This is a genomic window from Streptococcus sp. 2022WUSS135 (assembly GCF_044427045.1).
GTDB lineage: Bacteria > Bacillota > Bacilli > Lactobacillales > Streptococcaceae > Streptococcus > Streptococcus hashimotonensis.
The window spans coordinates 1-12,074 of the sequence record NZ_JAOTGL010000037.1; the positions used below are offsets into that span (position 1 = coordinate 1).

The window sequence follows — 12,074 nt, forward strand, 5'->3', positions numbered from 1 at the left end:
AGAGTAGAACAATTTCTAGTTTCTCAGAGACAGACTTTGGACTTCTTTTGGACATAATAAAACTCCCTTTATAGTTTCTAGTGAAAATTTTTGTTTTTTCACTGTCCACTATAAGGGGAGTATATCAGAACAGGCATCGTTTTTTGATGGCAAAAAGCCACCCTATTCAGTGGCCTATTTTCGTTTATACTTTTCTAGGATTTTAGCAGTTGCTAATCGGATAAAGACCAGATAGAAACCTGTCACACCAGTCATTTCCAGCAGGAGTTTCTGCAACTGCTTCCCTACTGTTATGGTAGACAGAGGATTTGCGCCAATCAGAATGGGATACTGTTCTTGGAAGGTAAATTGGAACTGATGTGCTAATAGAAGTAACATGAACAGGATGAGGGCATAGATAGCAACTTGGAGGAGAAGAGCAAGTAAGGTCAGGCTAGTGGCATATTGACCAGGGGATAGTCCGTTGATAAAGAGGAGACCACGATGTTTGGAAAGGTCAGACATCAGAAGCCAGACTAAGAGACAACAGATGACGAGAGGAATCATATAGTTACTAGCTGGAAGAAATTGTAACAAGGTCAGATAAAAATCCTTGGGAGCAGTAGGGTAGTGAAAGGTCAGAGTTTGCTCTAGAACTTTTTTATAGACTGTGATACGTTCTGTCAGTTCGCTGTTCGTAAAATGATTGATATTGTGCCCCTTTGCCTCCCGGTTTTGCATGGTCTGGTAGAGTTCTAACTCCGTTTCCAAGACCTCCTGACTTTTTCCTTGGATATGTTCCTTTTCTAAGTAGGTGGTCGCCAGTTCCAAGAGTTTTTTATAATAATCCATACTTTCCTGGTCTAAGGCTTGGGCCTCCTTATCGTCAGCATACAAGACAATTTCAGCTTCTTTTTTGACGCGTATGATGCGGGTTCGATCCTCAAATCGCAGATTTTCGGCTTCTAGGACATTCCGATAGGACAGAGCAAGTGGGATAAGAGCCACAGCAGTCATGAGGGCTAGAAAAATAGCATTGCGTTTCAGTCGTAGAATGAAAAGGGACAATAGATTCATGGTCAAGCCTCCCTATTCAAATAGTTCTTTATAGATTTCTTCGGACTGGTGCTCCTGAATGCTAATATCCAAAATTTCTACCTGACAAGCCATGACTTGGTCTAGGTAGAAATGCAGACTGTGAACACTGGTGTCTACCTGAATGCTATCATTGGTCAAAGTCAGTCCCTTCACTTGCCCAAGTTTCTGATAAACTGTCTGATTGTCACTAGTCTGAACGGCATATTGTCGCCCAACCTGTTCCAGTTTCCACTCAATGATTTTTCCCTGTTTAAGAAAGAGCAACTGGTCGGTTAGCTGGTCCACCTCGTTTAATTGGTGGGAAGACACGATAATGGTTGAACCATTTTTGGCTAGTTTCTGGAGCAATTTTCTGGTCTGGATGTAGCTGGTTGGGTCCAAGCCGTTCAAGGGTTCATCCAAGAGCATGACCTGGGGCTTGTTCATAATACCGATAGCCAGCAGGAGATGTTGCTTCATTCCCAGGGAATAATTTTTGACAGGGATATTCACATAATCACGGATACCGATTTCTTCAATGACTTCTTCAATCCGCTCTTTGGGTAAACCCTGTATAGTTTGGACTAATCGCAAGTGTTCCAGCCCCGTCAATTCAGGGTAGAGGACACGGTTGTCCTGCAGGTAGGCAAAGGTTTGGTAGACATTTGGATTATCGTGCTTCTTGCCATTTATTGAAATCTCTCCCGAATCAAAGGTTTGCAGGTTGGCAATGCAGTCTAGGAGGGTTGTCTTTCCAGAACCGTTTGGCCCAATCAAGGCCCAGATTCCAGGCTCTCCCAGTTCTAGGTTTAGCTGGTCTAGTATGTTCTTTTTCCCGTAGGATTTGCACAAATTGTGAATGGATAATCGCATGGTTAGACCTCACTTTTTCTTGTCAGGAGATAGAATTGCAGGCAATAGATGAGCAGGTTACTGATGAGAAGAACCGTAAAGACTTTGGGAATGCTGTATCCTGTAAATTGATGGTAGATGATAGCACTTCCATCCGCCAGATTGCCTGCGTTCCATAGGCTAAATAGATTGAAGATATGGGGATAGAAGTTGGCAGAGATGACAAGTCCTAGTGTGACAACCAGTCCAGCCAGTCCATTTTTTAAGACTCTAGCCAAGGTCTGTGCTACTCACAGCAAAAATAGAAGGTAGAGATAGTGCATGCCACAGGCCAGCAAGATGACTTTGTAAATAGGTTTGATAGCTGTTTGGATCAGGCTGAAATCAATTCCCTTACTGATATAGGTGGTGACGGGATAGATCCAGCTACTATTTCCGTTTAGCAAAAAAGCGATGAGAAAATGGCTCAGATAGAGAGTGAGAGAGAGGGTGGTATATAGTGTCAGGTAGGCTAAGTATTTATTAGTAGTAATCCGAATCCTACTCAGACCTAGAGTTTGCAAAAGTCGAATCTGCCGGCTAGTTCCCTGTTGGTCCTTGATGAAAAAATTGGTGAAAGCCAGGAGAAATAGGGGGAGAGAGATGATTAGCCCCAGCTGTTTTTGACCCTGCCAGATTTCATGACTGGTTCCTTTCAAGGCCTGCTGGCCTAGGCTTTTGACGATTTCTCTGTCTGTTGGTGTTTTGGGATGTTCAAAGGCTGTTAGGTAAAGCTCAGTTGGAAAGGCAGAGGGTATCTCCTTTTCTAACAGATATTTGGACATCAAGAAGGTATTTTCGATGGTTTGTGGAGCAAATTCATAACTTTGATAGGCAAGGCTGATGTAGTGTCCGTCCCTCTGATAGTTCTGGATATTTTTCTCATAAAAATAGCATAAAAATCTAGTTATCCGCATAAAAACTGGACTTATCACACTTTATCAAGGTCAAAACCACTCAATTTACTACTAATTTACTACTTATGAATGAGCTTTGATACGACGATTTATCCTTGAAAAGTGAAGATATAAAGATACTTCCAATAAAATTTGAATATTTAATAGGTAGACACTTCAAAAAATGAGGTGTCTATTTTTTTACCCGATTTTGAAAGGAAGTGAACTTATGAAAACAAAAAATCAAGAATCAAAAGGTCGTTCCCCACTCTTTAAGACCATCAAACATTCATTCAGCCAATAAAAAAGAAAGGATAGGTAAAAATATGGAACTTAAATTTGTGATTCCCAACATGGAAAAAACATTCGGCAATTTAGAATTTGCTGGCGAGGATAAAGTCGTTCAGCGAAGAATCAACGGACGGCTAACTGTCTTATCAAGAAGCTATAATCTCTATTCTGATGTTCAAAGAGCAGATGATATTGTGGTGGTGCTTCCTGCTGAAGCTGGCGAAAAACATTTCGGCTTTGAGGAACGTGTGAAGTTAGTCAATCCACGTATTACCGCAGAGGGCTACAAAATCGGCACTCGTGGTTTTACAAATTACCTTTTACATGCTGACGACATGATAAAAGAATAAAGAAAGAGAGGAAAAATGATGAGATTAGCAAATGGCATTGTATTAGATAAAGACACGACTTTTGGAGAATTGAAATTCTCTGCTCTACGTCGTGAAGTGAGAATCCAAAATGAAGACGGGTCGGTTTCAGATGAAATCAAGGAACGTACCTATGACTTAAAATCCAAAGGACAAGGACGCATGATTCAAGTAAGTATTCCTGCCAGCGTGCCTTTGAAAGAGTTTGATTATAACGCACGGGTGGAACTTATCAATCCCATTGCGGACACCGTTGCTACTGCCACCTATCAAGGAGCAGATGTTGACTGGTATATCAAGGCAGACGATATTGTGCTGACAAAGGATTCTAGTTCATTCAAAGCTCAACCACAAGCAAAGAAAGAACCGACACAAGACAAATAGTCGCTAGGTAGAAAGGAGACTTTTTCGCATGAAACAGCGTGGTAAAAGGATTCGCCCATCTGGTAAAGATTTAGTCTTTCATTTTACGATAGCGTCACTCCTGCCTGTTTTCCTGCTGGTTGTCGGACTGTTTCATGTGAAGACAATCCAGCAGATCAACTGGCAGGATTTTAACCTATCACAAGCAGATAAGATTGACATTCCCTATTTAATTATCAGTTTCAGTGTCGCAATTCTTATCTGCTTGCTGGTAGCGTTTGTATTCAAACGGGTTCGCTATGATACGGTTAAACAACTTTACCACCGTCAAAAACTGGCAAAGATGATACTTGAAAACAAGTGGTATGAATCTGAACAGGTCAAAACAGAGGGTTTCTTTAAAGATAGTGCTGGTCGTACAAAGGAAAAGATAACCTACTTCCCTAAAATGTATTATCGACTTAAAAATGGCTTGATACAGATACGGGTGGAAATCACGCTGGGAAAATATCAAGACCAACTCTTACACTTGGAAAAGAAATTAGAGAGTGGCTTGTACTGTGAGCTGACGGATAAAGAGTTAAAGGATTCCTATGTGGAATATACTTTGCTCTATGACACCATAGCCAGTCGTATTTCTATTGATGAAGTAGAAGCTAAAGATGGTAAACTTCGCTTAATGAAAAACGTATGGTGGGAATATGATAAGCTCCCTCATATGTTGATTGCTGGTGGTACAGGTGGCGGTAAAACTTACTTTATACTGACACTGATTGAAGCCTTGCTTCATACAGATTCAAAACTGTATATTCTTGACCCGAAAAATGCTGATCTTGCGGACTTAGGTTCTGTGATGGCAAATGTCTACTATAGAAAAGAAGACTTGCTTTCTTGCATTGAAACATTCTATGAAGAAATGATGAAACGTAGTGAGGAAATGAAGCAGATGAAGAACTATAAGACTGGCAAAAATTATGCTTACTTAGGTCTCCCGGCACACTTCTTAATCTTTGATGAATACGTCGCTTTCATGGAAATGCTGGGAACAAAAGAAAACACCGCAGTTATGAATAAGCTGAAACAGATTGTCATGTTAGGTCGTCAAGCTGGCTTCTTTCTAATACTGGCTTGTCAACGTCCAGACGCAAAATATTTAGGCGACGGAATCCGTGATCAGTTTAATTTCAGAGTGGCTTTAGGTCGTATGTCTGAAATGGGCTATGGCATGATGTTTGGCAGTGACGTACAAAAGGATTTCTTCTTAAAGCGAATCAAAGGTCGTGGCTATGTTGATGTAGGAACAAGTGTCATATCAGAGTTTTATACTCCCCTTGTACCAAAAGGATATGATTTCTTGGAGGAAATTAAAAAGTTATCCAACAGCAGACAGTCCACGCAGGCGACGTGCGAAGCGGAAGTCGCAGGTGTGGACTGATCTTGCTGGCTGGTGTGGCAATAGCCACGCCAGCACTTAACCCCCCGTATCTAACAGGGGGGTACAAATCGACAGGAAACAGTCAAAAAAACATTAGAAAATCCTTTGGTTACAAGGGATTTACAAAATTTCAGCGTATGTCAAATGGGCTTTAAAAGTTGACATACGCCTTTTTGATTGGAGGGATTTTTACTGAATGAACAAACTTGGTTACAGCATTTAAAAGAAAAACGCTTGGCTTATGGACTATCTCAAAACCGTTTAGCTGTTGCGACTGGTATTACAAGGCAGTATCTAAGCGATATTGAAACAGGAAAAGTCAAGCCATCAGAGGATTTACAGCAGTCCCTTTGGGAAGCTCTGGAACGCTTCAATCCCGACGCTCCCCTTGAAATGCTGTTTGATTATGTAAGGATTCGCTTTCCGACAACAGACGTACAGCAGGTGGTCGAAAACATCTTACAACTGAAACTGTCCTATTTTCTTCATGAGGACTATGGTTTCTATTCTTATTCAGAGCATTATGCTTTAGGCGACATATTCGTCCTTTGCTCCCATGAACTGGACAAAGGAGTTCTGGTGGAATTGAAAGGTCGTGGGTGCAGACAATTTGAAAGCTATCTTCTGGCACAACAAAGAAGCTGGTATGAGTTCTTTATGGACGTTTTGGTGGCTGGCGGTGTGATGAAACGCCTTGACCTTGCCATTAACGATAAGACAGGGATTTTAAATATCCCTGTACTCACTGAAAAGTGCCAACAGGAAGAATGTATCTCCGTCTTCCGCAGTTTTAAAAGCTATCGCAGTGGCGAACTGGTACGCAAAGAGGAAAAGGAATGTATGGGAAACACCCTCTATATCGGTTCATTACAAAGTGAAGTTTATTTCTGTATCTATGAAAAGGACTACGAGCAGTACAAGAAAAATGATATTCCCATTGAAGACGCAGAAGTAAAAAACCGTTTTGAGATTCGATTGAAAAATGAGCGTGCCTATTATGCAGTCCGTGATTTACTCGTCTATGACAATCCAGAGCATACCGCCTTTAAAATTATCAATCGGTATATCCGTTTTGTAGATAAAGACGATTCCAAACCTCGTTCTGATTGGAAACTGAATGAAGAATGGGCTTGGTTTATTGGGAACAATCGTGAACGATTAAAACTAACCACAAAACCAGAGCCTTACTCCTTCCAAAGGACGCTGAACTGGCTATCTCATCAAGTTGCCCCGACCTTAAAGGTTGCGATTAAACTTGATGAAATCAACCAGACGCAGGTTGTAAAAGACATTCTCGACCATGCGAAACTGACAGACCGACACAAGCAGATTTTGAAGCAACAGTCAGTAAAAGAACAGGACGTGATAACAACAAAAAAAGGATATCTGTCAACCATACCAGTTGACAGATATCCAAAAAAAGATATAATGGGAGATAAGACGGTTCGTGTTCGTGCTGACTTGCACCATATCATAAAAATCGAAACAGCAAAGAATGGCGGAAACGTAAAAGAAGTTATGGAAATAAGACTTAGAAGCAAACTTAAGAGTGTGTTGATAGTGCATTATCTTAAAATTTTGTATAATAGGAATTGAAGTTAAATTAGATGCTAAAAATTTGTAATTAAGAAGGAGGGATTCGTCATGTTGGTATTCCAAATGCGTAATGTAGATAAAACATCTACTGCTTTGAAACAGACTAAAAACAGTGATTACACAGATAAATAAATACGTTAGATTAATTCCTACCAGTGACTAATCTTATGACTTTTTAAACAGATAACTAAAATTACAAACAAATCGTTTAACTTCTGTATTTGTTTATAGATGTAATCACTTCAGGAGTGATTACATGAACAAAAATATAAAATATTCTCAAAACTTTTTAACGAGTGAAAAAGTACTCAACCAAATAATAAAACAATTGAATTTAAAAGAAACCGATACCGTTTACGAAATTGGAACAGGTAAAGGGCATTTAACGACGAAACTGGCTAAAATAAGTAAACAGGTAACGTCTATTGAATTAGACAGTCATCTATTCAACTTATCGTCAGAAAAATTAAAACTGAATACTCGTGTCACTTTAATTCACCAAGATATTCTACAGTTTCAATTCCCTAACAAACAGAGGTATAAAATTGTTGGGAATATTCCTTACCATTTAAGCACACAAATTATTAAAAAAGTGGTTTTTGAAAGCCGTGCGTCTGACATCTATCTGATTGTTGAAGAAGGATTCTACAAGCGTACCTTGGATATTCACCGAACACTAGGGTTGCTCTTGCACACTCAAGTCTCGATTCAGCAATTGCTTAAGCTGCCAGCGGAATGCTTTCATCCTAAACCAAAAGTAAACAGTGTCTTAATAAAACTTACCCGCCATACCACAGATGTTCCAGATAAATATTGGAAGCTATATACGTACTTTGTTTCAAAATGGGTCAATCGAGAATATCGTCAACTGTTTACTAAAAATCAGTTTCATCAAGCAATGAAACACGCCAAAGTAAACAATTTAAGTACCATTACTTATGAGCAAGTATTGTCTATTTTTAATAGTTATCTATTATTTAACGGGAGGAAATAATTCTATGAGTCGCTTTTGTAAATTTGGAAAGTTACACGTTACTAAAGGGAATGGAGATAAATTATTAGATATACTACTGACAGCTTCCAAGAAGCTAAAGAGGTCCCTAGCGCCTACGGGGAATTTGTATCGATAAGGGGTACAAATTCCCACTAAGCGCTCGGGACCCCTTGTAGGAAAATGTCCTAAGTGGGATATCTGTCAACTGGTATGGTTGACTAAAAATACTTCCTACGAAAATGTAGGGGGTATTTTTTTACGAAAAAATACAATCGATTCTTAAAAAGAAAAATTTTTGATTGGCAAAACCATAACAAGTTCGTTTTAGGGTTTTGATTTTGCGATTGATGCCTTCTAAAGGACCATTAGAGTATTCAAATTTAGCGCTATTTAAGACATATTTTCTGTTTTGACGAAGGGTTTGAATAGCAGTATCCATTTCTGTATTGGTTTTTTGGTAGTCTAAGATGGTTGACTCTAGTAATTCACTATTGCGCTCGTTTAGGGCTTTCGTGATATCTTGGTAAGTTTGGTATACTTCAGCGAACTTGGAAAATTTACTAGTAATGAGATCAACAGCATTTTGGCGAGTCATATATTGTTTAACGCCGCGAAGAAAAACTACTTCTTCAGGGTGAAGATCTTCAGCTTTTTTATGGAATAGCTTCCAATGTGACTTCATAATTTTATATTCTTGGCTCTGTTTATCAAGTTGCTTTAGGATAGAGATACGACAATTGTCCAAAGCGCGACCAGCTAATTGTACAAGGTGGAAGCGATCAATAATGATATTGGCATTAGGGAAAAGGCGATAGATAAAACTTTGATATTGAGCATTTAAATCAATTACAACTGATTGAACGCATTCGCGTTCGGCTTTTGAATAACGACTTTCAAAATAATCAACAATGGTAGGTGATAGACGATCCTGTAACTTTGTGACAATTTGGTGGGTTTCAGCGTCACAACAGATAAAGGACATCACAGACTTAATTGAACGAAACTCGTCAAAACATAGATGCTTAGGCAACTTAGCCACACGATAGTGTGGTTCCATGCGCTCTAAGATTGTTCGACGAACACTGCTAGGAGAGCAGTGACACATTTCAGCAATAAGCTGACCAGATAAACCTTTACGAGCTAAAAGCATGATTTGATTTTTGAGATCACTGGATAAGGTTTGATTTTCTTTGGTTAAATTAGTAATAGCACCAAAAGTAGTATGGCATGATTTACATTTATAGCGTTGTTTACGAAGCTCTAGTTCATATCTTCTCCCATTTAAACTTGCCAGTCGTACATGAGTTTTGCGAAAGCCATCCTTATTAACTGTGGGAAAGCCACAGTTACGACAACGATTAATCGGATAAGAAAGAGTAGCTGTTATTAGCGTTATATACTCTTTAACAGAATCGTTGTTGTGTTCAGCTTCTTCAACAGAAATAATTTTAATATTTTTATCTTTAATTCCAAGAATATTTAGGATAGAATCATTATGGGACATTTGTTTAACCTTCTTTCATGATTTTTGTGGTGAATTGATTGTATAACGAGGGGACAGCAAATGTCCTCTTTTTTGTATAAAAAAATCTGGCATGGAATCTCTATCCATACCAGAAAGTGTATACCCCAAAAAAATAACTCAAATACAAATTCATTGAATATAGAGAGGAGAACATTTTTATGAATTTTGGACAAAACCTTTATAACTGGTTTCTATCAAACGCTCAATCACTGGTGCTTTTAGCAATCGTTGTGATTGGCTTGTATCTTGGCTTCAAGCGTGAGTTTAGCAAACTGATTGGCTTTTTAATTATTGCGATTATTGCGGTTGGCTTAGTCTTCAACGCTGCTGGAGTAAAAGACATTTTACTAGAGCTATTCAATCGCATTATTGGTGCTTAAATAAAACCGTTCTTTTGTGGAATATAAGTGGTTTTCTTATGTTCCGCAAAGGAATGGTACACCAAACGAAGTGCGGTAGGGATTTTTGAATCTCTACAAAGAAAGGACGTGAATATATGGACGATATGCAAGTCTATATTGCGAATTTAGGCAAATACAATGAGGGCGAATTGGTCGGTGCGTGGTTTACCTTTCCCATTGACTTTGAGGAAGTCAAAGAGAAAATCGGCTTGAATGATGAATATGAGGAATACGCCATTCATGACTACGAGTTACCCTTTACGGTTGACGAATACACTTCCATTGGCGAACTCAATCGACTATGGGAAATGGTATCGGAATTACCCGAAGAATTACAATCGGAGCTATCTGCTCTGCTCACTCATTTTTCAAGCATTGAAGAACTAAGCGAACATCAAGAGGATATTATCATTCATTCCGATTGTGATGATATGTATGACGTGGCACGCTACTACATTGAAGAAACGGGTGCTTTAGGCGAAGTACCAGCTAGTCTTCAAAACTATATTGATTATCAAGCCTATGGTCGGGATTTAGACCTTTCAGGAACGTTTATCTCAACCAATCATGGGATTTTTGAAATCGTCTATTAAATCTGTCGGTACATTACTACTGGCAGATTTTCTATTTTACGGGGTGGCTCAATCAGCTACCCCTATTTTTTATGAAAGGATTGATTACATGAAGAAAATACGAAGCTATACCAGTATCTGGTCTGTGGAAAAGGTACTGTATTCTATCAATGATTTTAGACTTCCGTTTCCCATAACCTTTACGCAAATGACATGGTTTGTCGTGTCACTCTTTGCAGTGATGATACTTGGCAACTTGCCCCCTCTTTCCATGATAGAGGGAGCATTTCTCAAATACTTTGGGATTCCTGTGGCTTTCACATGGTTTATGTCTACAAAAACTTTTGATGGTAAAAAGCCTTATGGATTTTTGAAGTCTGTCATTGCTTATGCACTGCGACCAAAGCTGACCTATGCAGGAAAAAAAGTAACGCTTGGCAGAAACCAGCCACAAGAAGCCATTACAGCAGTTAGGAGTGAATTTTATGGCATATCCAATTAAATACATTGAAAACAATCTCGTCTGGAATAAAGACGGGGAATGTTATGCTTACTATGAGCTTGTTCCTTACAATTACTCATTTCTAAGTCCAGAACAGAAAATACAAGTGCATGATTCTTTCAGACAGCTTATCGCACAAAATCGTGATGGCAAAATTCATGCTTTACAAATCAGTACAGAATCCAGCATACGTTCTGCACAAGAGCGTTCCAAAAATGAAGTCACTGGCAAGCTCAAAGCGGTTGCCTATGACAAAATCGACCAACAGACAGACGCTTTAATATCCATGATTGGCGAAAATCAAGTGAACTACCGTTTCTTTATCGGCTTTAAGTTGCTTCTCAACGATCAGGAGTTTTCTATGAAAAGTCTTACCGTTGAAGCAAAAAATGCTTTGTCTGATTTTGTCTATGATGTGAACCATAAGCTGATGGGCGATTTTGTTAGTATGAGTAATGATGAAATCCTGCGTTTTCAGAAGATGGAAAAGCTCTTAGAAAATAAAATCTCTCGTCGTTTCAAAATCCGCAGGTTAGATAAGGACGACTTCGGCTATCTGATTGAACACCTTTACGGACAGACAGGCACTGCCTATGAAGAGTATGAGTATCCTCTATCAAAGAAAAAGCTGGAACATGAAACACTGATTAAAACCTATGACCTCATTAAGCCTACTCGCTGTCTGGTGGAAGAAAAACAGCGATATTTGAAAATCCAGCAGGAAGACGAAACCGCCTATGTAGCTTACTTTACCATCAACAGTATTGTCGGCGAACTGGACTTCCCGTCCTCTGAAATCTTCTACTACCAGCAACAGCAATTTACCTTTCCGATTGATACGTCAATGAATGTGGAAATTGTAGCGAATCGTAAAGCCCTATCTACTGTCCGCAATAAAAAGAAAGAACTGAAAGACTTGGATAACCACGCATGGCAAAGTGATAATGAAACCAGCTCTAATGTGGCGGAAGCTCTGGAAAGTGTGAACGAGCTGGAAACCAATTTAGACCAAAGCAAGGAATCTATGTATAAGCTGTCCTATGTTGTAAGGGTATCAGCAAATGACCTTGACGAACTTAAACGTCGTTGTAATGAAGTGAAAGATTTCTATGATGATTTGAGCGTGAAACTGGTACGACCTTTTGGGGATATGCTGGGCTTACATGAAGAATTTTTACCTGCCA

The 12,074-nt window shown here is 39.2% G+C and carries 14 protein-coding genes and 3 pseudogenes; 12 read left to right on the forward strand and 5 right to left on the reverse strand.

The window, feature by feature from the left end:
- Positions 1–174: 174 nt before the first annotated feature.
- Genes ODU45_RS09075 through ODU45_RS09090 form a run of 4 tightly spaced genes read right to left on the reverse strand, consistent with a single transcriptional unit; the run spans position 175 to position 2,864 of the window.
- Positions 175–1,056, reverse strand: coding sequence for a hypothetical protein (locus tag ODU45_RS09075; RefSeq protein WP_172030227.1), 882 nt, complete (start codon positions 1,054–1,056; stop codon positions 175–177).
- Between the two features lie 12 nt (positions 1,057–1,068).
- Positions 1,069–1,929, reverse strand: coding sequence for an ABC transporter ATP-binding protein (locus ODU45_RS09080; protein WP_398581174.1), 861 nt, complete (start codon positions 1,927–1,929; stop codon positions 1,069–1,071).
- A 2-nt stretch (positions 1,930–1,931) separates the two neighbouring features.
- Positions 1,932–2,186: a hypothetical protein gene (locus ODU45_RS09085; protein WP_398581175.1), complete on the reverse strand. Its 255-nt coding sequence runs from the start codon at positions 2,184–2,186 to the stop codon at positions 1,932–1,934.
- Positions 2,187–2,198: 12 nt separating this feature from the next.
- On the reverse strand, positions 2,199–2,864 hold the full coding sequence (locus ODU45_RS09090) for a hypothetical protein (protein ID WP_398581176.1): 666 nt from the start codon (positions 2,862–2,864) through the stop codon (positions 2,199–2,201).
- A gap of 305 nt (positions 2,865–3,169) precedes the next feature.
- Between ODU45_RS09090 and ODU45_RS09095 the strand changes: the two genes are divergently transcribed.
- The 8 genes and pseudogenes from ODU45_RS09095 to erm(B) form a co-directional block, all read left to right on the forward strand.
- Positions 3,170–3,484, forward strand: a complete 315-nt coding sequence (locus ODU45_RS09095; protein WP_000420682.1) for a YdcP family protein — start codon at positions 3,170–3,172, stop codon at positions 3,482–3,484.
- Positions 3,485–3,499: 15 nt separating this feature from the next.
- Positions 3,500–3,886 carry a YdcP family protein gene (locus tag ODU45_RS09100; RefSeq protein WP_000985015.1) on the forward strand — a complete coding sequence of 129 codons (387 nt, stop codon included), beginning with the start codon at positions 3,500–3,502 and terminating at the stop codon, positions 3,884–3,886.
- A 28-nt stretch (positions 3,887–3,914) separates the two neighbouring features.
- Entirely contained in the window at positions 3,915–5,300 is a 1,386-nt protein-coding gene (locus ODU45_RS09105; protein ID WP_000813488.1) for an FtsK/SpoIIIE domain-containing protein, read from the forward strand.
- Between the two features lie 2 nt (positions 5,301–5,302).
- Positions 5,303–5,455: a hypothetical protein gene (locus tag ODU45_RS09110; RefSeq protein ID WP_000879507.1), complete on the forward strand. Its 153-nt coding sequence runs from the start codon at positions 5,303–5,305 to the stop codon at positions 5,453–5,455.
- Positions 5,456–5,477: 22 nt separating this feature from the next.
- Positions 5,478–6,680, forward strand: a pseudogene (gene mobT / locus ODU45_RS09115) (MobT family relaxase); the annotation flags it as partial.
- Positions 6,681–6,728: 48 nt separating this feature from the next.
- Positions 6,729–6,896 carry an MLS leader peptide gene (locus ODU45_RS09120; RefSeq protein ID WP_000502600.1) on the forward strand — a complete coding sequence of 56 codons (168 nt, stop codon included), beginning with the start codon at positions 6,729–6,731 and terminating at the stop codon, positions 6,894–6,896.
- A gap of 48 nt (positions 6,897–6,944) precedes the next feature.
- Entirely contained in the window at positions 6,945–7,028 is an 84-nt protein-coding gene (locus ODU45_RS09125) for a 23S rRNA methyltransferase attenuation leader peptide (RefSeq protein WP_398581177.1), read from the forward strand.
- A 121-nt stretch (positions 7,029–7,149) separates the two neighbouring features.
- Positions 7,150–7,890 (forward strand): annotated as a pseudogene (gene erm(B) / locus ODU45_RS09130) (23S rRNA (adenine(2058)-N(6))-methyltransferase Erm(B)); the annotation flags it as partial.
- Between the two features lie 256 nt (positions 7,891–8,146).
- Here the strand turns inward: erm(B) and ODU45_RS09135 are convergent.
- Positions 8,147–9,394 (reverse strand): ISL3 family transposase, encoded by a 1,248-nt coding sequence (locus tag ODU45_RS09135; RefSeq protein ID WP_000019067.1) that lies wholly within the window; start codon positions 9,392–9,394, stop codon positions 8,147–8,149.
- Positions 9,395–9,573: 179 nt separating this feature from the next.
- On the opposite strand from ODU45_RS09135, the gene ODU45_RS09140 reads away from it, so the two are divergent.
- The 4 genes and pseudogenes from ODU45_RS09140 to ODU45_RS09155 all read left to right on the forward strand — a co-directional run.
- A complete protein-coding gene (locus ODU45_RS09140; protein ID WP_001009056.1) occupies positions 9,574–9,795 on the forward strand; it encodes a hypothetical protein in 222 nt (73 codons plus the stop codon).
- A gap of 116 nt (positions 9,796–9,911) precedes the next feature.
- Positions 9,912–10,409: an antirestriction protein ArdA gene (locus ODU45_RS09145; protein ID WP_000342539.1), complete on the forward strand. Its 498-nt coding sequence runs from the start codon at positions 9,912–9,914 to the stop codon at positions 10,407–10,409.
- Positions 10,410–10,497: 88 nt separating this feature from the next.
- On the forward strand, positions 10,498–10,890 hold the full coding sequence (locus ODU45_RS09150) for a conjugal transfer protein (protein WP_000723888.1): 393 nt from the start codon (positions 10,498–10,500) through the stop codon (positions 10,888–10,890).
- A pseudogene (locus ODU45_RS09155) lies at positions 10,874–12,074 on the forward strand (ATP/GTP-binding protein); the annotation flags it as partial. The gene ODU45_RS09150 and the pseudogene ODU45_RS09155, both read left to right, overlap by 17 nt.